Origin of the sequence: Anaerococcus prevotii DSM 20548 (assembly GCF_000024105.1) — a bacterium.
GTDB lineage: Bacteria > Bacillota > Clostridia > Tissierellales > Peptoniphilaceae > Anaerococcus > Anaerococcus prevotii.
This window is the reverse complement of record NC_013171.1, coordinates 1,455,255-1,477,796: the sequence shown is the minus strand read 5'-3', so window position 1 is coordinate 1,477,796 and position 22,542 is coordinate 1,455,255. Positions and strand designations below refer to the sequence as shown.

General features: G+C 36.3%; 19 protein-coding genes and 3 tRNA genes. 15 read left to right on the top strand and 7 right to left on the bottom strand.

The window, feature by feature from the left end; genetic code table 11:
• Positions 1-11: 11 nt before the first annotated feature.
• From APRE_RS07050 to murJ, 3 genes are all read left to right on the top strand, one after another.
• Entirely contained in the window at positions 12-293 is a 282-nt protein-coding gene (locus APRE_RS07050; RefSeq protein WP_015778293.1) for a hypothetical protein, read from the top strand.
• An 18-nt stretch (positions 294-311) separates the two neighbouring features.
• On the top strand, positions 312-1,838 hold the full coding sequence (locus APRE_RS07045) for a 4Fe-4S dicluster domain-containing protein (RefSeq protein ID WP_015778292.1): 1,527 nt from the start codon (positions 312-314) through the stop codon (positions 1,836-1,838).
• A 183-nt stretch (positions 1,839-2,021) separates the two neighbouring features.
• The gene (murJ, locus tag APRE_RS07040) at positions 2,022-3,560 is read left to right on the top strand and encodes a murein biosynthesis integral membrane protein MurJ (protein ID WP_015778291.1); all 1,539 of its coding nucleotides are present in this window, start codon (positions 2,022-2,024) and stop codon (positions 3,558-3,560) included.
• Positions 3,561-3,656: 96 nt separating this feature from the next.
• Here murJ and APRE_RS07035 read toward each other — a convergent pair whose 3' ends face one another.
• Both APRE_RS07035 and APRE_RS07030 read right to left on the bottom strand, forming a co-directional pair.
• The gene (locus APRE_RS07035) at positions 3,657-5,387 is read right to left on the bottom strand and encodes a VWA domain-containing protein (protein ID WP_041449709.1); all 1,731 of its coding nucleotides are present in this window, start codon (positions 5,385-5,387) and stop codon (positions 3,657-3,659) included.
• Positions 5,380-6,285 carry an AAA family ATPase gene (locus APRE_RS07030; RefSeq protein WP_015778289.1) on the bottom strand — a complete coding sequence of 302 codons (906 nt, stop codon included), beginning with the start codon at positions 6,283-6,285 and terminating at the stop codon, positions 5,380-5,382. Before APRE_RS07030 ends, APRE_RS07035 begins: the two co-directional genes overlap by 8 nt.
• 102 nt (positions 6,286-6,387) lie before the next feature.
• Between APRE_RS07030 and APRE_RS07025 the strand changes: the two genes are divergently transcribed.
• The 9 genes from APRE_RS07025 (at position 6,388) to APRE_RS06980 (ending at position 13,745) form a co-directional block, all read left to right on the top strand.
• The gene (locus APRE_RS07025; RefSeq protein WP_015778288.1) at positions 6,388-6,831 is read left to right on the top strand and encodes a MarR family winged helix-turn-helix transcriptional regulator; all 444 of its coding nucleotides are present in this window, start codon (positions 6,388-6,390) and stop codon (positions 6,829-6,831) included.
• Positions 6,828-8,591: an ABC transporter ATP-binding protein gene (locus APRE_RS07020; protein ID WP_015778287.1), complete on the top strand. Its 1,764-nt coding sequence runs from the start codon at positions 6,828-6,830 to the stop codon at positions 8,589-8,591. The genes APRE_RS07025 and APRE_RS07020 overlap by 4 nt, the downstream gene beginning before the upstream one ends.
• Positions 8,584-10,449: an ABC transporter ATP-binding protein gene (locus tag APRE_RS07015; RefSeq protein WP_015778286.1), complete on the top strand. Its 1,866-nt coding sequence runs from the start codon at positions 8,584-8,586 to the stop codon at positions 10,447-10,449. Before APRE_RS07020 ends, APRE_RS07015 begins: the two co-directional genes overlap by 8 nt.
• Positions 10,450-10,616: 167 nt before the next feature.
• Positions 10,617-10,692, top strand: a tRNA-Phe gene (locus APRE_RS07010).
• 383 nt (positions 10,693-11,075) lie between these two features.
• Positions 11,076-11,150, top strand: a tRNA-Gly gene (locus tag APRE_RS07000).
• An 8-nt stretch (positions 11,151-11,158) separates the two neighbouring features.
• Positions 11,159-11,232, top strand: a tRNA-Cys gene (locus APRE_RS06995).
• Positions 11,233-11,272: 40 nt separating this feature from the next.
• Complete coding sequence (locus APRE_RS06990) at positions 11,273-11,947, top strand: DUF6873 family GME fold protein (RefSeq protein WP_015778285.1); 675 nt, start codon at positions 11,273-11,275, stop codon at positions 11,945-11,947.
• A gap of 72 nt (positions 11,948-12,019) precedes the next feature.
• Positions 12,020-13,306, top strand: a complete 1,287-nt coding sequence (gene hisS, locus APRE_RS06985) for a histidine--tRNA ligase (RefSeq protein ID WP_015778284.1) — start codon at positions 12,020-12,022, stop codon at positions 13,304-13,306.
• A 76-nt stretch (positions 13,307-13,382) separates the two neighbouring features.
• Entirely contained in the window at positions 13,383-13,745 is a 363-nt protein-coding gene (locus APRE_RS06980) for a desulfoferrodoxin family protein (protein ID WP_015778283.1), read from the top strand.
• Positions 13,746-13,847: 102 nt separating this feature from the next.
• Here APRE_RS06980 and APRE_RS06975 read toward each other — a convergent pair whose 3' ends face one another.
• From APRE_RS06975 to APRE_RS06955, 5 genes are all read right to left on the bottom strand, one after another.
• Complete coding sequence (locus tag APRE_RS06975) at positions 13,848-14,729, bottom strand: MerR family transcriptional regulator (RefSeq protein WP_245941953.1); 882 nt, start codon at positions 14,727-14,729, stop codon at positions 13,848-13,850.
• Positions 14,730-14,924: 195 nt separating this feature from the next.
• On the bottom strand, positions 14,925-16,148 hold the full coding sequence (locus APRE_RS06970; protein ID WP_012803514.1) for an IS110 family RNA-guided transposase: 1,224 nt from the start codon (positions 16,146-16,148) through the stop codon (positions 14,925-14,927).
• Positions 16,149-16,415: 267 nt separating this feature from the next.
• Positions 16,416-17,108: an LrgB family protein gene (locus APRE_RS06965; RefSeq protein WP_015778281.1), complete on the bottom strand. Its 693-nt coding sequence runs from the start codon at positions 17,106-17,108 to the stop codon at positions 16,416-16,418.
• Positions 17,108-17,455 carry a CidA/LrgA family protein gene (locus APRE_RS06960; RefSeq protein WP_015778280.1) on the bottom strand — a complete coding sequence of 116 codons (348 nt, stop codon included), beginning with the start codon at positions 17,453-17,455 and terminating at the stop codon, positions 17,108-17,110. Before APRE_RS06960 ends, APRE_RS06965 begins: the two co-directional genes overlap by 1 nt.
• A gap of 15 nt (positions 17,456-17,470) precedes the next feature.
• Positions 17,471-18,895, bottom strand: coding sequence for an FAD-binding oxidoreductase (locus tag APRE_RS06955; protein ID WP_015778279.1), 1,425 nt, complete (start codon positions 18,893-18,895; stop codon positions 17,471-17,473).
• Between the two features lie 519 nt (positions 18,896-19,414).
• Between APRE_RS06955 and APRE_RS06950 the strand changes: the two genes are divergently transcribed.
• From APRE_RS06950 to APRE_RS06940, 3 genes are read left to right on the top strand one after another with little or no spacing between them, the layout of a single operon-like run.
• Positions 19,415-20,554: an acyl-CoA dehydrogenase gene (locus APRE_RS06950; protein ID WP_015778278.1), complete on the top strand. Its 1,140-nt coding sequence runs from the start codon at positions 19,415-19,417 to the stop codon at positions 20,552-20,554.
• 33 nt (positions 20,555-20,587) lie between these two features.
• Positions 20,588-21,397 carry an electron transfer flavoprotein subunit beta/FixA family protein gene (locus tag APRE_RS06945; RefSeq protein ID WP_015778277.1) on the top strand — a complete coding sequence of 270 codons (810 nt, stop codon included), beginning with the start codon at positions 20,588-20,590 and terminating at the stop codon, positions 21,395-21,397.
• A gap of 9 nt (positions 21,398-21,406) precedes the next feature.
• Complete coding sequence (locus APRE_RS06940) at positions 21,407-22,411, top strand: electron transfer flavoprotein subunit alpha/FixB family protein (RefSeq protein ID WP_015778276.1); 1,005 nt, start codon at positions 21,407-21,409, stop codon at positions 22,409-22,411.
• Positions 22,412-22,542 lie beyond the last annotated feature (131 nt).

The window sequence follows — 22,542 nt, the reverse complement described above, 5'->3', positions numbered from 1 at the left end:
TGGAGGAGATTATGAAAGTAACTATATGTTCATGTGCTAGATGCACTGCCCACGGAAACGAGTTCTTATACGATTCAGCAAACATAGTGAAAACTGATATCGAGTACGCTTACAAGCTTGAAGGTTTAGGAGATACTCCAGAAATCGAAGTTGTCTACGAAAATATAATGGATGAGATTGAAAATCCATCTAAGAACGCTCCATTAGTTAAAATCGACGATACATATTTAAAGAAGGCTAAGCCTGAGGTTATGATGGAGATGATGTTTGATAAGTTAAAACCAGCTAAATAATTAAAGAAGAGGATAATAATGAAAGAATCATACATAGACATACTTAATATTAGAAGGATGGCCTTTGAGGCAGTTGCCAAAATTGCCTACGAAAACAGGCCAATTACAGACATAGCCCTAGAAGTTTTTGATATTCTTCCAGGAGAAGAAGCGAGATATAGGGAAAATATCTTTAGAGAAAGAGCAGTAATGGGTGAGAGACTTAGAATGTGTATAGGTCTTGACGCAAGAAGTGCTGCTGATACAGACGCTGTCACAGAAGGCTTAGATGCGATGGATTATGACAGACGAATCTACAATCCACCTTTAGTTTCTGTTATAAAAATCGCCTGTGAAGCATGTCCTGAAAACAAAGTCACAGTAACAGACCAATGCCATGCTTGTATTGGACATCCTTGTGTAAATGTCTGCCCTAAAAACGCTGTTACATATACTGCCAAGGGAGCAATAATAGATCAAGATAAATGTATCAAGTGCGGTAAGTGTGTTGCTGCTTGTCCATATCAAGCAATCAACCACCAAAAAAGACCTTGTGCAGAATCTTGTGGAGTTAAGGCAATCGGCTCTGATGAATTAGGTCGTGCTAAAATCGACGAAGATAAGTGCGTAGCTTGTGGTAGATGTATTATAACTTGCCCATTTGGAGCAATCTCAGATAAGAGTGAGATCTACCAACTTATCAAGTCTCTACAATCAGATAGGAAAGTTTATGCTATAATTGCACCATCATTTGTCGGACAATTTGGTGTAAATGTAAGCCCTGAACAAATCAGAGAGGCTATCAAACAACTTGGCTTTGACGATGTTATAGAAGTAGGCCTTGGAGCTGACCTAACTACAATGAACGAAGCCCATGAGTATTTAGAACAAGTTCCAACAGGCAAGATTCCATTTATGGGAACAAGCTGCTGTTTCTCATGGAAGTTAATGGTAAGAAACCAATTCCCAGATATAAATGATAAGATTTCTGAATCATCAACACCAATGATCTATTCAGGAAAACAAATGAAAAAACGTGATCCAAACTGTGAAGTAGTATTTATAGGACCATGTATATCCAAGAAACTTGAAGCTCTTGAAGAAGAAGTAGCTGAAGTAATAGACTTTGTAATAACCTACGAAGAGCTTCTAGGAATGTTCCTTGCTAAAGGAATCGAACCATCAGAAATCGAAGTAGATGAGCCAATGATGGATGCCTCAGAGACAGGAAGATTCTATGCAGTAAGTGGTGGTGTTGCCGAAGCTGTTAAGAGAAGAGTGGGAGAAATCGATCCGGATGCCAAGGTTGAAGTAGAAAATGCTGAAGGATTAGACAACTGTGTCAAGCTTGCAAGAATGGCCAAACTCGGCAGGATGGACGGCAAGCTTATCGAAGGCATGGCTTGTATGGGAGGCTGTGTCGGAGGACCTGGAACAGTAGTTGCAGAAAATAAGACCGGCAAGAAAGTTAAGGCCTTCGCAGCTGAATCAATCTACAGATCTCCTGCTGATAACGAGAATATTCCAGTAGAAGACAGACCAGATGATAGCAAATTACAAAAATAATATCTAAAAATAAAGATAAAGCCCTAACTCAAAGAATAATTTTAAGTCTTCTTCGAGTAGGGCTTTTTATAGTCATTTCTAACTTGAAATTCCATTTACTAATATAGCTTAACAGCAATAATTTATTTGTCTTTGTCAGTCTAAATGATATAATAAGTAGATAAGAAATAAAGAGAGGTAACTATGGGTCAAACTACTATAATGCTCATGTTTGTGACGGTAATCTCCAAGATTTTTGGATTCTTAAGAGAGTCAGTTATGGCGTCATACATTGGAGCAGGTGATTTAAAAAGTATCTACACAACCGCAAACACCCTGCCGGTTGTTATTGCAAACTTCGTGGCTGTTGGAATAATTTCAGGATTTATTCCAATTTATAATAAGGCAAAGAAGGAAGAAGGGGAGAAGGTAGCTGAGGAATTTACTTCAAATATTTTCAATATCCTTATGGTATTTGGAGTTTTTGCAGTAATAATAGGAATGGTTTTTGCAAGGCCATTTTCTAAACTCCTTTCCCCAGATTTAAGCGGCGAGTCTTTGGACCTTGCCACAAACTATACTAGAATAATGATGTTTGCAGTATTTGCTTATCTTTATTCAGCAGTATTTAGGGGATATTTAAATCTAAAGGGCAACTTCTTCGATCCTGCCATTACAGGAATTATAATGAATATTATAATCATTGCCTTTACTGTCCTTACAGGAATAACAAAGAATCCTTACATGCTAATAATAGGAGCCCTTTTGGGTAACTCCCTCCAATACATACTCTTTCCAAGGGCATGTAGGAAGGCAGGTTATAAGCATAGGAAAATCCTAGATATTCACAATAAGTACGTAAGAAGCTTGATGGTTGTAGCTATTCCTATAATCTTATCATCAGCAGCAGGAGAGATTTCTATAATAATAGATAACTCTATGGCTTCAGCCTTCTTCGGAAAAGCAGCCATCTCCAAGCTCTTTTATTCAAAGACGATGCTAACTATGATTACAGGAATCATAACAATTTCTATAACTACAGCCCTATTTCCAACTATAGCAGAATATGGGGCAAGTGGTGAGATAGGAAAGATGAAAAAATCCATAAGCTCATCTGTAGTATCTACCATGCTTCTGTTAATTCCTGCTAGTATTGGTATGGCCGCTCTTGCAGAGCCTATCATAGGAGTTGTATTTGAGAGAAATGCCTTCACTAGGGAAGATACCATAGCGGTTGCAAGCCTTATTGTAGCTTATGCTCCAAATAATATCTTCCAATCAACAATAGATGTGGTAGATAGAGGTTTTTATGCAGTAGGAGATTCCAAGACACCAGTGGTCGTTGTGATTATCCAACAGATTTTAAATGTTATATTTAACTTTATCCTAATTAAGATATTTGGCATAAGGGGACTTGCCTATGCGACAGTTTTATCAACTGCCATTGGTACAGTCATGATGATTTATCAATTTAGGAAGAAATTCGGAAGCTTTAACTTCAAGACTTCATTAATATCTCTTATAAAGATAAGTCTTGCAACAGGACTTATGGCCCTAGTTGCTGTAGGAGTCAATGGAGCACTTGCTAACTTTGCTCCAAGACTTGTGACCTTGTTTGTAGCTATCATTGCTGCTATGATAGTTTACTTACTAGTAATTCTTTTAGCAAGAATTCCTGAAGTTATGGATATGGTAAATAGGATTTATCATAAAATAAAGTTTAGAAAAGAAAATAAGAATTAATATATGCCGGCTTAGAGCCGGTTTTTCTGTACTAAAAAAAGAGGGGAATTCCCTCTAAATTTATTAGTAGCTGATCTTTATTATTAGATTAAAATCCTATTGGAGGATTTGGTTTTTCATAAAGATTGAAACAATCTTTGAGAAGTTTTCCAGATTTGTAATCCTACAGAAGTCTGTGTTGTAGATTAGCTTGGCGTTTTCTACGTCTTCTTCCTCTCCGGTAAAGACTCCTAGTATTGATATCTCATCTTCTTTTATATTTCTAACTTCCTTGGCAGTATCTTTGACTGCGACTTCCTCTACATATTGGTCTTTATCAAGCATTTTTACAGTATTGATATTACTTCTTTCGTCATTTGGTTTACCATCAGAAAGGATTATGACAATATTTTTGGTGTTTTCGTCATCCTTTTCGATCAGTTCATGGACAGTCTTAAAGGCAAGGCCGTCCCTGTTTGAACCTGATGCGAAAAAGTCAAAAATCTTTTCGTTATTTTCCTTTTCGTCATAGTCCCTATATATATTAAAGACTGTAAAGTCCCTTAGGGTAGAAAAGCTCATGACTCTGATTGGAATATCTAGGGCATCCATGGCCCTTTCTATGATATAGGCCTCGTTTGCTACCATGGCTTGGCGACCTATTTGGCTGGCAGACCCATCGAGTATTAGATCTACCTTAAACTTCGATATATCGTCGCTTTCTTCATTGATGAAGACATCGTAGTCGTGGAGGATGTTTGCTCTCCAGGCCTTTGATGAGTCGATTGCTCCATAGTTTTTGTAGACTTCGTTGTATTCTAAGAAGTTAGCTATGGAGTTTTTGATTGAAAGGGTTAGCTCGTTGATAGATCTGTTGTTGATGGCTGTATTTTCCTTGATAAAGGCTTCGGTTTTTTCGGCTTGCTCACGGCGGCCTTTCTTGTAAAATCTAGCGTTGGCCTTAGTAGAATATTCTCCTCTAGTGAAGTAGAGCCTCTTGTTCTTGTGGATTCCCTTACAAAGCTTTGTCTCCATAGCGGATACTTTTTCTTTTGCCATTACTGACAGGCCGTAAAAGTCCTCGATAAATTCTGTAGATGAGTGGTAGGTATCCTCGCCTGTGTTAAGAAACATGAGGTTTTTGTCATTATCTTCCTTTTTTTCAGCTAGATATATATTTCCAGTAAACTCTGCACTACCTATACCGAATTGGTCTGAAAGATATTCCTCGGAGTACTCGGCGTTTTTGTCATCAATCTCGTCTGGGTCCTTGAAGTCCTTGGCCTTATTTTCTGAGACCATTTCCTTAAACCTATCCCTATCCTTGGCCGACCTATCAAGGCGGAAATATTTTTCGAAGAAATTATTCAATTCGTCAATTAATTCATTGGTCCTTGTGGTGTGGATAGAAAATAGGGCATAGTAGATATCTCTAAAGAGTTTACCCTCAGTAATTGGCCTATCCAAAATCTTGCCGTAGTAGGCCTTCTCGATTTGCTCCCTCAGATCTTTTGGCTCATGGTAGGAATATTTATTCATTACCTTTCTTGCGTATTTTTTCCTAAAGTCAGCTATCACTAGATTTTCTTTGGCAATTTCCTTAAAGGCTATTTCTTCCATTAGGATTTCTGTCATAAACTTGAAATCATCAAAGAACATATTGTCTTTTTTGATATAGGCAAAGAAGGAATCTAGGATTTTAAAATCAAAGGTCCCTATCTTAAAGCCTGTGACCATATTAAGGTAGATGTCTTCCATGGGGAAGGATTTTTTGGGAAGGAACTTATAGGTTTTGGCAAAGTCCCAGATAATGTTGTATTGTCTAATCTTTTCTAGTTGATCATTCATCAAATACACTTTCTCCTATATCTGTAGGAATCTTGCTCTTTAGGGCATCGAGAACGATTTGTCTTTCGAATTCATCGAAGGATTTGTTGACCAGTCCCATCATCAAGGCTTGGTAAGGAGAAAGACCTATTTTTATCGTTTCAATTGCTCCTATTAGTCCACGTAGGTCTACTGACTTAGTAGAAATCTCATTGTTTTCGCTTTTTGTTTGTAGACTTATAAATAAGTCGATGAAGGCCTTCCTGTATTTTTCCTTAAGGGTTGGGAAGTTATCAGCTAGGAGCTTATCGAGATTGTCCTTACTAATATTTGGCACATTTATAATCATAAATCTTGAAGAAAGGGCCTCGTTAAGCTCCCTTGTTCCCACATAGCCGTAGTTCATGGTTGCTATAAATCTTGTATTTGGATCGAGGGCAATCTTATCGTAGCCAGAAAGATCTATTATTCTCCTGTGGTCGAGAGTTGCGTGAAGGACTGATATAGCTTCGTTTTTGGCCATATTTATCTCATCTAAGATAGCAAATCCTCCATTTTCTGCTGCCTCTGTTATAGGCCCCTTCCTAAATACAACTTCCCCGTTTTTGAAAGTATCTGCACCTATAAGAGAGGCAGAATCTGTGTTTACGTGGAAGGATACGTTGTAGGATGGTCTTTGAAATAGATAGGAAAGATTTGATGAAAGGACATTTTTCCCAGTAGCCTTAGCCCCAGTAAGGAGGATGTTTTTTCCCGCTAGAAGGGCCGCTATGGCTTGCTCTAGGACTTCCTTGCCGTAGTATTTGTATTCAGGTTTGATCACCCTGTCGTTGTCAGCAAGTCCATTTTCTTTTCTATATTCTTCTAATTGTTTAATCAAATTTTCGTCTATGTTTTCTTCTTGTAAGTATTTAATCATGTTTCACCTCGTTTTATACTATACAATAGAAGTAGGATTTTTCACTTGACATAGTCCAAAATCGGACTATAATACGATGGTAAGCAAAAGTTAGGAGGGTAGATGGACGAGAAACTAAAAGCCATGATCAATATTTTTTCTCTATTGAGAAAGGCCAATGGTCTAAATAGAGAAAGGGCAAACTTTTATGGCTTAAACGATTTGGAAAGTATGATTCTAATCCAAATCGGAATGAATGAAAAAGTAAAACAAAAGACTCTCGTAAATAAGTTCAAAGCCCCCAAACAGACTATTAATAGCGCAATTATGAACCTAAAGGAGAAAGGCTTTATCGGCCTAAGGACAGACGACAATGATAAGAGAGCGAAAAACTTATATTTAACGGATAAGGGTGAGCTTAGAAGACGCGAGGTCCTAGTCCCAATAGAAGAAGCCAACAGGGCCATGTATGAAGATTTGGGAGAGGAAAATATAAGAGAGATAACTAGATACTTAGAGCTTCTCTTAGATTCGATTTCTAATAATTTTATGAAGGAGGAAAGATGAATAGTATAAAAGAATTTAACAGGTCCTTTTCTTACATGAAAAGACACCTTGGAAAGTACAAAAAAACTAGATTGCTGTCACAGATATTCACAACGCTTGAGACAATTCTAGAACTACTTATACCAATGATTATGGGTATGACCCTAAATACTGCAGTAAGCGACAAGGACCTAGGCCTTGCAATAAAATATGGAGTATTGATGGTAGTTCTTTCTCTATTAACCATGTACTTTGGTATGCAAGCTACTAAAAACGCGGGGCTTACATCAAGTGGACTAGCCGATAATGCAAGAAGGGCCCAGTACAGAAACATACAGAAGTTTTCCTTCGAAGACTTGGAATATTTTGGAGTCCCATCTCTACTAACCAGGTTAACTTCTGATATGCAACAGCTAGCCCAATCGATGTTTATGTCAACAAGATTTGTAAGTAAAACTGTCGTTATGGCTATATTTTCCTTTGTTTTAGCCTTTAGGGCCAGTGCCAAATTGTCCCTTATATTTCTTGTGGCAGTTCCTTTGCTTTTCATAGCTTTGATGGCACTTACCACTTACGCTCTACCAAAATTTAAGAAGGCACGTTTTCAATATGATAAATTAAATCTAGTTATAGAAGAAAACTTAAATAATATGAGAGTTATTAAGGCCTTTGTTAGAAAAAGATACGAACTTGACAAGTTTGGCCTTCAAAACGAAGAGATGTTTAAGCTAGCTGATGGATCTCAAGGACCTATGAGCTATGTCTTTCCTGTTGCAAATTTTGTTTTGTTTGGAACCTTCGTAGGCCTAACATATTTCGGCGGGATTGAAATCATAGAGGGCAGACTTGGAGTAGGAGATTTAATCTCCTTCAATATGTATGCAATTATGCTTCTTGGAGCTTTCATCGGTATGAGCATGGTTCTTACTATGTTTATGTCAGCATCTCCTGGCATAACCCGTGTAGTTGAAGTAATAAAAAGAGAGCCTACTATGGATAATGATGACAAGGTAGAAGGCCTTGATCTAGAGGATGGATCAATCGACTTTGATGGAGTTTCTTTCAAGTACGAGGAAGATTCAGATAATTATCAGCTTGAAGATATTAATCTTCACATCAAAAGCGGTGAGTCAATAGGAATCCTTGGGCCAACAGGATCTGCCAAGTCTACCCTAGTCCAACTTATACCTAGACTTTACGATATAAGTAAGGGAAGCCTTAAGGTGGGAGGCCACGACATAAGAAAATACGACCTTAAGACCCTAAGAGATAGGGTTTCTATAGTACTTCAGAAAAACACTCTTTTCTCTGGAACTATAGCAGAAAACTTACGTTGGGGAGATAGCCAAGCGAGTGATGAAGAAATTCGTCTCGCAGCAGAAATTGCCCAAGCAGATGACTTTGTGAGAGCAAGAAATGATTCCTATGAATCAGTCCTAGGTCAAGGAGGAAGTGGAGTTTCTGGTGGCCAAAGACAAAGATTAACTATAGCAAGGTCTCTCTTGAAGAAACCTAAGATTTTAATACTTGATAACTCAACATCTGCAGTAGATACTAAGACTGAAACTGCGATTATGGAAGGAATAGATCGAAACTTAAAGAATCTTACCAAAATCATAATCTCCCAAAGAGTATCTTCCTTCAAATATGCTGATAGGATAATAGTCATGGAGGAAGGGAAAATTTCTGATATAGGCACTCACGACGAGCTTTATGAAAGAAACAAAAACTACAGACAAACTTACGATATCCAACAACAAGGAGGTAATGATAATGACTGATAATCGCATACAGAAAAAAGATTACAGGAGAACAATGTCATTTAAGTCCTTGGCAAGATTAATGAGCTATCTCTTTGCTTATAAATGGCAGATGATTGTGATTATCCTTGGAGTAATAATATCTACAGTGACCCAAATTTGGGGAGTGAATATGCTCCAGCCTATTATAGATAATCATATCCTCAAAGGAGATGTCCCAGGACTTAAGACTGCTGTTATACAAATGGGCTTTATCTATTTAGTATCGGCTGTAACAAGTTTAATATATTCAAGACTTATGGTAAGAGTCGGTGAAAGATCAATCAGAAACATAAGACGCGACCTTTTTGATAAGATTCAAACTCTTCCAGTAAGATTTTTCGACAATAACCAACATGGGGAGATAATGAGTCGTTTCACAAATGATACGGACGTCTTATCCCAAGCCTTAGCCAACACAGTTCCTACAATTATAAGGAGTCTCTTGACCTTCTTTGGAACAATAATAGTGATGTTTAAGCTAGACTTTAGTCTAACCTTATCTCTAATCATAGGGCTTCTAGTGATGATTCCAATACTTTCTAGAATTGTAATGAGGACGGGAAGATATTTCGCCAAGGCTCAAGCCAATGTATCAAAGCTCCACGGCTTCAATGAAGAGATGCTATCAGGCCAAAAGGTGGTTAAGGTATTTTCTAGGGAGAAAATTGCTGAGGAAGAATTCTCTAAAAAAAGTGAGGACCTAAGAGCGAGTTTCGCTGAGGCAAATATTACTGCAGGAAAGATTATGCCTTTTCTTCTAAACTCTGTAAATATTCTTTACGCCCTAATCACAGTGCTTGGAGTATATCTTACAATCCAAGGAAATATCACAGTTGGAGTACTTGCAGCATTTTTATCAAATATAAGACAAATCCAAAACCCTATAGTAAATATATCCCAACAAGCAAATGCAGTATTCCAAGCCCTTGCTGGAGCTGATAGGATATTTGAGGTGATGGATATGAAAGAGGAAATCGACACAGGTTACATCGACCTTGTAAATGCAGTTGTAAAAAGAGACGGAACCATCACAGAACATGTCGGAATGAGTGGAAGGTATGCTTGGAAATGGGAGGAAGATGGAGAAGATAAATACCAACTTCTTGAAGGAAGATTAGAATTTAAAAACGTGGACTTCTCCTACGATGGCAAAAACCAAATCCTAAAGAACATTTCCTTCTACGCAGATCCAGGCGAGAAGATTGCCTTTGTGGGTTCTACTGGAGCAGGAAAGACTACTATCACCAATGTAATTACAAGATTTTATGAAATAGACAATGGGGTAATTGAAGTCGATGGCATAAATATAAAGAAGATCAAAAAAGAAGCCCTAAGAAAGGCCTTCGGTATGGTCCTTCAAGAAGTAAATCTATTTACTGATACAATCGAAGGAAATATCAAATATGGTAAGCTTGATGCAGATTCTGATCAGATTAATTCTGCCGCAAGACTATCAGGGGCAGACTCCTTCATCAAGAGACTTCCTGAAGGCTACGATACAGAAATAAATGGAGACGGATCAAGCCTATCAGATGGGCAAAATCAGCTCATATCGATCTCAAGAGCGGCAATTGCCGAGCCACCAATGTTAATCCTAGACGAGGCGACAAGTTCTATAGATACTGCAACAGAGCTTGAAGTAACAGAGGCTATGGATAACCTCATGGCAGGATCAACTTCAATAGTAATAGCCCACAGATTATCCACCATCCAAAACTCCGATGTAATAATGGTAATGGAAAATGGAAGGATAATAGAAAGAGGCAACCACGATAAGCTAATAGAAGAAAAGGGAACCTATTGGCAACTCTACACTGGTCAACTAGAGCTAGACTAGGATCAGAATTGAAGATAAAAGATGAAATAGGCGGAAGAAAAATCTCCGTCTATTTTTATTTAATTACACCAATAAGAGCAGCTTATAGATATTAAAAGATAAGTATAAATGAAAACATTTGACAAAGGCAAAATCCTATGTTATCATATATAGGTATTAACAAATAAGCCCAGATAGCTCAGTCGGTAGAGCAGGGGACTGAAAATCCCCGTGTCGGTGGTTCGATTCCGCCTCTGGGCACCAAAAAACAAGCCTGCACGGCTTTGGGAGTGCCCTCCACGGAGTGGTCGCAGAGCCGAAGGCTCGAGAATATAAAGCCCCTCCGGCTATGGGAGGAAAATATCCGCTTCCTGTTAGCGGTCCACAGAGTGATTGCAGGGCGAAGCCCGAAAAAATCAAGCTTGTAGGAATGCATATTAATATAGGGTAGACTTAAATATTTGTAAGGAATTAAGAAAAATCATCTCCTTTCCAAATATCTAATTAAAACAAATCCTTATCTCGAGCGAAGTCGAGAGATCTCTAAGAATCTATATATTGCTTTCTTATCTATTTAATATTTTTAAATTAAATAAAATATAATAAAAACTTTACAAATCCAAATTATGATATATAATAATAGATGTGCGGATGTGGCTCAGTGGTAGAGCATCGCCTTGCCAAGGCGAGGGTCGCGAGTTCGAATCTCGTCATCCGCTCCATTGTATTTGGCGCCATAGCCAAGTGGTAAGGCAGAGGTCTGCAACACCTTTACCCTCAGTTCAAATCTGAGTGGCGCCTCCAAATCGCTCTCTTCGGAGAGCTTTTTTTATTAGGAGAATTTATGTTAATTATAAGTAATAAGGCAAGTTTAGAGTTTAAGAATTTCTTAACTGATCAAAATATAGATTTTATAGAGACTATAGATAATCCAAATCTCTATAAGAGGATAGGAGATCATCCTGACCTTTCTCTTTTTGTCCTCGATAGTGAGAATATAATCTTGGCAGAAGAGGTCTATTCATATTATAAGGATAAGCTTCCTGGGAAAAATCTAATAAAGGGCTCATCAACATCTAAGAAATATCCGAGAGATTCTATTTATAACTTATTGACTTTCGAGGATTTTTATATCCACAATGACTTTACTGAGGAAAACATCGAGAGAAGCCTTAAAGAGAGGAATTATAAACATCTTTTTGTAAAGCAAGGCTATAGTAGATGTTCTATTATTCCCCTTAGAGAAAGTCTACTTACAAGCGATTATGGAATATATAAGTCCCTTAGGAATAAAGTAAATATTATCTTATTAGATAATGATAAAATTGAACTCGATGGCTTTGATCAAGGCTTTATTGGAGGGACTTGTGGCTTAGTCCAAGACAAGCTGATTTTTACAGGAGATATATCAAGGCATAAGTCCTTTGAGTTAATCAAGAAAGCTTGCGATAGAGAAAATATCAAAATCATCTATCCAGAGACCCCTCTTGTGGACATTGGGTCTTTGATTTGGATATAGGTTGTCTAGGCTTTTTTCTTTTAGAAAAAATCGTATAATTTATTATAGTAAAGAAAAAAGAGAGAGGATAGTATGAACATTGTAAAACCATCTACAATTGCTGGGGTAATGGAACTTTTACCTAAGGAGCAATTAGTTTTTGACAAGATTAAAAGCATAGTCGAAGAAACTTACAAGAAATATCAATTTATGCCAATCGATACACCAGTTATCGAGAAAAATGAGATACTTTTTGCCAAGGGAGGCGGAGAAACTGAAAAACAAATCTATGAAATAGCTTCTGACTCTAAGGATATGAGCTTAAGGTTTGATCTTACAGTTCCTCTAGCACGTTACGTATCAGAGCACTTCCAAGACTTGAATTTCCCTTTCAAACGCTATCACATAGGAAGAGTCTACAGGGGTGAGAGAAATCAAAAGGGAAGATATAGGGAATTCTACCAGGCTGATATAGATATCATTGGTCACAACAGTCTTTCAATCTACAACGACGCCCTCCTTCCTAGGGTTATCTTTGAGATTTTTGAAAAATTAAATTTCTCTGATCTTACCTTCAAGATCAATAACAGAAAGCTTTTGAATGGATTTTTCAAATCCTTGGGTATAGAAGATACAACAGATGTCCTTAGGACAATTGATAAGAAAGATAAGATTGGAATTGACAAAACTTTTGATGAATTAGTTAGAATCACTGACGAGAAAAAAGCTAGGACAATCATAGAATTTATAGAAAACAAAGATTCCAATAAAGAACTTTTATCTAAGTTATTTGACTTTTCTACTGATGAGCTTTTCCTTGAAGGAGTTGACGAGCTAAATAAGGTCTACACCTACATGGTTGATCTAGGTATACCTGATAGAAATATCAAAATCGACCTTGCCATAACAAGAGGGCTAGATTATTATACATCTACAGTCTATGAGACCTTTATCAATGGCTATGAGAAGATTGGTTCTGTCTGCTCTGGGGGAAGATATGAGGATTTAGCAAGTAATTTCTCCAAGCAGAAACTTCCAGGAGTTGGCATGTCAATCGGTCTTACAAGACTTTTCTACCAATTCCAAGAGCTTGGACTAATAGATGAGAAAATCAAGAGCCTAACAGATATCCTGGTTATCCCAATGGATGAGTCAATTAATGAGTACGGCATAGAAATTTTAAATAAACTAAGGGATTCTGGCGAAAGTGTCGATATCTATCTTGAAAGCGGCAAGTTTAAGAAGAAGATGAACTATGCAGATAAGTGCGGAATCAGGAAAGTCATCATCTTAGGTGAAGAAGAGATGAGCAAGAGAGAGTATTCTATAAAGGATATGGAAACTGGCGAGCAAGTTACTAAAAAATTCGAAGAACTTTGATCTATAGGCTATAATTTTTATAAAATTGGGTATAAGATATACTGTAGACAACATATGATCATATGGAGGTAAAAATATGACAAAATTAACTGAAACTGTACAATCAGGTGATTGGAAAGCTGAAAAACACGTACCAGAACTAGAAGTTGAAAGACTTGAAGATGGTAAAATAAGAGTTAACGCAAGAGTTGGTAAGGAAATTGAACATCCTAACACACTTGAACACCACATCGCTTGGATTAAAGTATTCTTCAAGGCTGAAGATGGCAAATTCCCAGTAGAAGTTGGATCATACCAATACTCAGCTCACGGCGAAGACGAAATCTTTTCTGAACCATGTGCATCTGGAGTAATCAAAACAGCAAAGAAAGGTACTTTCTACGCACTAAGCTACTGTAACATTCATGGTCTATGGGAAAACTCAATAGAACTTGACTAATAATAGTAAAAAGCGGATCTTAGGGTCCGCTTTTAATATGGAAATTTTATTATGTATCTTATTTCAAATCTTCTTATATGATTTTTGTACTCGATTAAGAGCTTACCTTTTTTCAACAGGTATAATTATTTTTGTTACATGCTTAGATGGATCGTCGACATCTAGGGGAGATATGAGAAACTCTTCTGCTATAGGTCCTGTAACCTTTAAGCCATTGTCGTTAATCCAGGTTAGCATTTTCTGATGCTTAATTCTTATATTTTTGTAATCTCCTACATAATAGGAAGTTACTGCTTCAAAGCCTCCCCAAAATCTTGTTACTCTTTTATTAAGCTTGCCAGCTTCGATTTTTGTTACCTGCATGGCAAATTCTACGTCTGAGTTTTTTTCTAGGAATTGATCAAAGGGCTTTCCGTGAAAGATAATAAGGATAGATCCCATCATTTCCAAGCCGTTTTCTGTACATTTCTCATAAATATCAATCCATCTTGTGAGGGTGATATCTGGATGGGCATAGTTTTTCATGATTTTTCTTGAAAAGACCACTGGATTTTCTTCTATGTATTCGACCTTTATCGGAAAATCTATGGGATCTATATTGTGACTTTCTACATAAGAACTCGCCTTTTTGGCTCTGGCAAATCTTTTAATAGCAATATCACAGGCGACTTTCCTAGCTTGGAGTATCTGTATTTGTTTTTCGTATTCTAAGGATTTTTCTTCGATTAGATTTTCTAGATTATCTAGTGAATTTACGTCCAAAGAATTCTTGAGAGCTTCTATGGAAAAACCTAGATTCCTAAGTCGTCTTAGGATGAGAAGGGTCTTAAGACTTTCTTTGCTGTAATATCTGTAGCCTGTTTCATTATCTCTGTAATCGGGGCAAAATAGTCCTATTTTATCGTAATATCTCAAGGTCTCTTTGGGAATATTGCACAATCTTGAGACTTTGCCGATAGTATAGCGATCTTGCAATAAGGCCACCTCCTTTACCAATTTTATTTTATGAATTACAGCTATTATATCACAAAAGCAAATTTTATACATGAAAACCTGCTAACAAAAGTCAAGGAGAAAATCGAATTAATTTTACTTTTTACTTGTTATTTAGAGTTTAAATTTAAGCACAACAAATAAGCCGCTTACAATCGGCTTGTTTTAACTATAGCAATGTTAATTCTAGGCTACTTTTAATAACTTCTTTTCTTGTTTTGATGCCATAACTTTTGCATAGTAGGTTCTTAAGAATTTATTTAATCCTGCAAATTTACAAATCTTCTTAGCCTTTCCATCTTTTTCTTTTTTTACCATATACAGATATATATCATTTTCAGTATCTTTTGCACTCATCATGCATTTCATAGCTTGATAACCTACTTTTCTTAGTATTGCATTGCCTCTTTTTGTTATTTTTCTCTGATCCGCTTTGAAGTTACCTGACTCATATGGTGGTGAATCTATTCCTACAAATGATATTAAACTTTTTTTGTTTTTAAATTTTGATAAGTCTCCAAATTCTGCTGTAATTTGCACTGCTAATTTATCTGATATTCCTGAGAATTTCTTTGCTTCTTGATATTCTTCTAAGGGCTCGGAAATTTCTATCATTTGTGATAAAATAGTATGTAGAATTTGATTTATATGTTTTATCAATTCTATCCCTTCTTGTATGCTAGTCTTTATATATGAGCTATTAGAAGGTTGAATTGAGATACTTTCCTCTGCGAGCTTGTATATGGATTTAGCTTTATCAGCATTAGGATGGTATCTCTTTTCTTTTGCCCAGTTTTTAAAATCTTCTATGAATTTTTCTTCTGGTTTTTCTAATACTAGGTCTTTGTGCCACCATATTTCTAAGAAGTCTAATAGTTTATCTTTTGAAAAGTCTCCTGAAGCATGTGGTATTAATTTCTTTATTCCTGGAAATGTTTGACTTATTGTTTGATCTATGAAGTTCATTTGATTGATTCTTAAGTCCATGTAGTGCTGATAGGATCTGTTTAATTCTTTTAGAATTCTGAAACTTTCTGAATCTACTTTATATTCTTGTAATTCTTTCCAGTACATCAAGCCATATTCTGCTATTTGTATGGCATCTATGTTATCATTTTTTGCTTTTCTAAAGTTAAGTACTCTACAAAACTGTTTCATTTTCAAAGGGTTTACTACACTTACAAAATATTCTTTATCTTTTAATTCATAGAGGATTGGAAGATGATATTTACCTGTTGCTTCCATGATTATTTTTACTTCTTCATTTAACGTATCTAGTTTCTTTAAAAATTCTTCTACTTTTGTTTTGTTAAGATGAACATCAAAAGGCTTCCAAATGATTTTGCTACCTTGTTCTAGTGCACAGACTGTAAACTTTTCTTTTGCTATATCTATTCCTATAGATATCATTTTATTACCTTCTTTCTTTTGATTTGTAGTTTCTACCTGCACCATTACACTCATTTTAGCTCGTGACACGGACGTTTTGCCCAACCTGCTTAATCGAATATGAATAATGAAGAGGTAGTTGACAGTTTTTATGACGGATATTCTAACCCTAAAACCCCTCGTCATACTACATCTTCATTATACAAAAATAGTGCAAGATAGAAATAATTTTCTTTCTTACACTATTTATGGTACTAAAAACTGCCAGATATACTGACAGCTTTTTATCTATGCTATTAGGTTTACTAGGACCATGGCAAGCGGCATAAGTATTACAGTTATAATACCTGCGACAGCTATTGAAAGTCCACTCATTGCACCTTGGATCTTACCGATTTGTCTAGCTTGGCTAGTACCAACGGCGTGGCTTGCGGTTCCTATTGCAACACCTTGGGCAACAGGGTCTTTAATTTTGCATATTTTTAGGATGCTTGGTGCCATAGCAGCTCCTATTACACCCCTAAATACAACTATCATAGCAGTTAGGGCCACGATACCCTGATATTCATCAGTAAGTGAGATGGCTATAGCTGTTGTTATTGATTGAGGAACTAGTGATGTAATCATCTGTCCATCAAAACCAACTACTTTTGATAAGATTATAGCTATAATCATTGAGAAAATAGAACCTACTAGGACTCCGACTAAGATAGGAACTAGGTTAGCCTTAAGGGAGTCAAGGTTTGCGTATAGGTCCAAAATCATTGCAACAGTAGCTGGAGCGATGAAGAATGCTATGAAATCTCCACCTTTTTTGTAACTTTCATAAGGTATGCCAGTTACTGCTAGAAATCCAATTATTAGTAGGATTGCTATGAGGAGGGGATTGGCAAGTGGTTTTTTAACTTTGCTATTTATCCATTTTCCTATTTCATAGGCAGCAAATGATAGGATTATACCGAAATATGAGTTATCAAACATTATTTCTTCCTCCTTTGTAGAAGTTGAACAACGATGCCTGTTATGGCCATTGTCAAGGCTGTTCCTATTGCTGTGATAATTAGTAATTTTACGATTTTACCTTGGATAACATCGTAATTTGCCATTATACCAACGCCAACTGGAACGAAAAGGAAGGCTAGATTGTGTAAGATACCATCTGAAGTCTTTTGTACGTCCTCAGGCTTTAATATTTTAAAGTTAAGGGCTATAAAGAGGTAGATCATACCATATACAGCCTCAGGTATAGGGAAGTTGATTAGGTGTCTTGTGATGACACCTAGGAATAAACATACGCAAAGAATTACAAACTCTTTTAGATAATTCATTGCTACTCCTTAGTTTTACTCAAGTCCTATAACTTTATCTGGGTTAAGAATCATATTAGGGTCGAATACTTTCTTGATTCCTCTCATTATTCCTGTGTTTAAGTTTCCTTCAAATTCCTTTAGATATTTAAGTTTACCAGCACCTACTCCGTGCTCACCTGATAGTTTACCACCGAGGTCGTATGCTTTCTTGTAGATTATAAGCATGAATTCATGTACTTCATCCTTGAATTGGTCAAGCTTATCGCTTTCGTTAGAAAGTGTATAGATGTGTAAGTTTCCGTCTCCAGCGTGGCCGAAGCTTTGTACGTCGAACATATATTCTTCTGCTGTTTCATTTACAAATTCTACATACTCAGCGATTTTTGTGATTGGAACTACAACGTCACATTCATCGAGAAGTTCGTATTGAGATTCGATAGCTTCAAGGAATGAGCTTCTTGCAGCCCATGCTTCTTTAAGTTGTGCTGGAGTATCAGCTACTAATACGTCGATTGCTCCATTTTCTGTAAGAACTTCTGCAGCTCTTTCCATTGTATCGTAAATACCATCTTCATCATCACCATCGAATGTGATAAGTAGGTAAGCATTCACATCTGTACCTTCGATATTTTTAGGGAAAGTTTCTTTTCCGATATATTTTTCAGAAGCAATAACTATCTTTCTTTCCATAAACTCGATAGCTTGTGGGTTAAGGTTAGCTTGGAATAGCTTTGGAACAGTTGCTATACAGCTGTTTAGGTCTTCAAATGGAACTATTAGAGAAATAGTTGTCTTTGGAGCTGGAACTATTTTTAAAGTTAACTCTGTTATGATTCCAAGAGTACCTTCAGAACCAATCATAAGATCTTTAAGTGAATAACCTGTTGATGATTTAGAAATAACAGCACCAAAACTAGTAATCTCACCTGTAGGAAGAACAACTTCCATAGCTCTTACATAATCTCTTGTTGTACCATACTTAACAGCACGCATACCACCGGCATTAGTTGCAACGTTTCCGCCTAGAGTTGCGAACTTTTCACCTGGATCAGGTGGATATAGATATCCCTTAGACAAGCAATCTTGAGCTAAATCATTTAGTAAAACACCAGGTTGTACTCTAACTACCATGTTATCTTCATCGTATTCGATGATTTTGTTCATGGTTTGCATGTTAATCATTACACCCTTTTTAATAGCAACACCAGCACCAGTAAGACCAGTACCAGCTCCTCTTGCTATAACAGGAACCTTATTTTCGTTACAAATTTTCATTACAGCTGCTACATCTTCTTTTGATGTTGCATCTACTAGACAATCTGGATATCCATCACCATAGATAGGCATCTCATCGTGGAAGAAGTCTTCGTTTACCTCGTCTCCAACATAAACTTTACCAGAAACGGCGTCTTTAATTTGTTGGATAATATCATCTGATATTGCGTTATAATTATTCATTTAAACCTCCTATAAATAATATGTAATAAATATCATTTAATATTTATGGTTAGATTATATCACAAGATTTTAATTTTGTAAAAATGTTTTCAAAAAAAAATTTACCGATTAAAAATCTATCATCGTTGAAAATTAAACATTATAGCGGTACAAGGTTTTTTATGGGAAAACAATATAATAATCTCTGTAAACGATTGACATAAGGGATTTTTGTGATATCATGATTGATGAAGAGATAAATAAGCTTATATCTATGAAAATATGTTCCTATATTGTATAAATATACATAATCTACTAATAAATAGTTAATCTATGTAAGTCGATAGGGAAAATGTTTATATATATAAGGAAAATAAATTTCATGGGCTTAGGTTTTTATAAAGTCTAAATTAAAATTTTGTAAAAACTTAAAAAAGAGCTTGACATTTGTCGTTAACATTGTTAATATAATAACATAAGAGTTAGTTAAGAATATATCAATTCTGATATATCATCTAAAAAGTTTTATAAGGAGAGATTATGTATAAGTTAACAGAAGAACAAGTAGAAATGAGAGACATGTTCAGAGACTTCGCTCAAAAAGAAGTTGCTCCACTTGCAATAGAAGTAGACGAAAAACACATGTTCCCAGAAGATAACGTAGCAAAAATGCAAGAGCTAGGATTTTTTGGAATTCCTTTCGATGAAGAATACGGCGGAATTGGCCTTGATACACTTACATATGTTCTTTGCGTAGAAGAACTTTCTAAAGCATGCGCGACAACAGGAGTTATCGTTTCAGCTCATACATCACTTTGCGCTGATTGCATTAACAAGTTTGGTAACGAAGAACAAAAAGAAAAATACCTAACACCACTTGCTTCAGGTGAAAAACTTGGTGCTTTCGCCCTTACAGAACCAGATGCAGGAACAGACGCATCAGGACAAAAAACAGTTGCAAAACTTGATGGAGATCACTACGTACTTAATGGATCAAAGATCTTTATAACAAATGCAGGTTACGCTGATACTTATGTTGTATTTGCAATGACAGATAAAGAGCAAGGAACTAGAGGAATTTCTGCATTCATAGTTGAGAAAGGAATGGAAGGATTCGACTTTGGTACAGTAGAAGATAAGATGGGTATCAAGGGTTCTTCAACAATGGAATTAATCTTTAGAGATTGTAAAGTTCCAAAAGAAAACTTACTTGGTGAAGAAGGTAAGGGCTTCAAATATGCAATGCAAACACTAGACGGTGGTAGAATTGGTATAGCAGCTCAAGCTTTAGGTATAGCTGAAGGTGCTCTTGACAAGGCAGTTAAATATGTAAAAGAAAGAAACCAATTTGGTAGACCTCTTGCTAAATTCCAAAATACACAATTCAAACTTGCTGAAATGGCAATAGATATTGAGTCAGCTCGTCACTTAGTTTATAAAGCAGCAACACTAAAAGATGCTGGTGAAAGCTACACAGTAGCAGCAGCTGAAGCAAAACTTAAAGCATCAAGAGTTGCAATGGATGTTACAACAAAGGCTGTTCAACTATTAGGTGGATACGGCTATATCAAAGAATACGAAGTTGAAAGAATGATGAGAGATGCAAAAATAACAGAAATTTATGAAGGTACTTCAGAAGTAATGTTAATGGTTGTATCTGGCGCATTATTAAATAAATAAGCTCGATAGTTACTTAGAATTAAAGGGGGATATATGAATATTTTCGTATGTGCGAAACAAGTTCCAGACACAAATGAGATCAAAATCGATCCTATCACAAATACACTTATAAGAAAGGGCGTTCCAAGTATCTTAAATACTTATGATGCTTTCGCTCTTGAACAAGCTCTTAGACTTAAGGATAAAGATCCTGAAGTAAACATTGTAGTAATATCAATGGGACCAGGACAAGCAGAAGCAATGCTTAGAGATTGTCTAGCAGTTGGTGCTGACAAGGCATATCTTGTAACAGATAGAAAATTCGGTGGATCTGATACACTTGCTACATCTTACATTTTAGCTAATGCTATAAAGGCAGTAGCAGAAAAAGAAGGCGAACCTGACCTAGTTTACTGTGGTCTTCAAGCAATTGATGGAGATACAGCACAAGTAGGACCAGAACTTGCAGAACACTTAGGACTTCCTCAAGTTACACGTGCTTATACAGCAGAGCTAAACGATGAAGGAATTAAGGTTTTACAAGAAGTAGAAGGCGGAGCTCAAAACGTGCAATGTGTACTTCCAGCCCTAATTACATTTACAAAATATGGTGACGAAGAGCTTAGATATCCAAAAATCAAAAATAAACTTAAAGCTAAAAAAGCTGAAATCGGACAAATCACCTTTGACGATTTAGAAGCTACCATTGATAAGACAAAAATTGGTCTTAAGGGATCTCCAACTAGAGTTAACAAATCTTACGCTCCAGACAGAACAAAAATTGCAGTTATGTTTGAAGACATGGAAGCAGAAGAAGCTGCAACTAAGTTAATGGATGCTCTAGTAGATCAAAAGCTTATTTAAGGGGGAAGTATGACAGATAATAAAAACCTTTGGGTAATTGTAGAAACAAATGAAGAAGGAAAAGCCTTAAATGTTGGATTAGAATTACTAAATCCAGGCAGGAAAATGGCTGATGTACTTAAAGAAAAACTATTTGCAGTAATCATCGGTGAAAATGCTGATAATGCAAAAGAAGAAGTTAAAAAATACGGTGTTGACGGCGTAATTACTGTAGAAGGTGAAGAATATAAACAATATAATACTGACATCTACACAAATGCTATTTGTAAACTTGTTGAAAAACACAATCCAAATGTAATCCTAATCGGTGCTACTAACGTAGGACGTGACCTAGGTCCAAGAATTTCTTCAAGACTTGGAACTGGACTTACAGCAGATTGTACAGAACTTGACGTTGACTTTGAAACAGGAAATGTAAAATGGACAAGACCTGCCTTTGGTGGTAACCTAATGGCTCAAATCCTTTGCCCTGATTCTAGACCACAAATGGGTACAGTTCGTCCAGGAGTATTCTCTAAAGAAGAAGTTGGCGCAAAAGATGAAATCGAAGAAATCTCTGAAGATATCAAATACGACGGAGAAGTTAGAACAAAAATATTAGACTTTATCCCAAGAGATGAAGGAGAAGATGTAGATCTTGCCGGTGCAGAATACATCGTAAGTGGTGGACGTGGACTTGCAGATCCTGCAAACTTTAAGTTAATCGAAGAATTAGCAGAAGCCTTAGATGGTACAGTAGGATCATCACGTGCTGCTGTAGATGCTGGTTGGATTTCTCACTCTCACCAAGTAGGCCAATCAGGTAAAACTGTAGGACCAAAAGTTTATATAGCTGTAGGTATCTCTGGAGCTATCCAACACTTGGCTGGTATAGGAGCAAGTGATACAATCATAGCTATCAACAAAGACCCAGATGCACCAATATTTGATATTGCTGACTATGGTATTGTTGGAGACCTATTTGAAGTAGTTCCAAAACTAACAGAATTAATTAAAGAAAGAAAAGCTAACTAGTTAGCTTGTAGGATAGAAGCTGCTTAGAAGATGATAGTTTAATAACGTCAGATTATAAGCAGCTAACTATTAAAGCTTATTGATAAAAAAATATCATAAAATAAAGACCTAGTAATAATTTATTGCTAAAT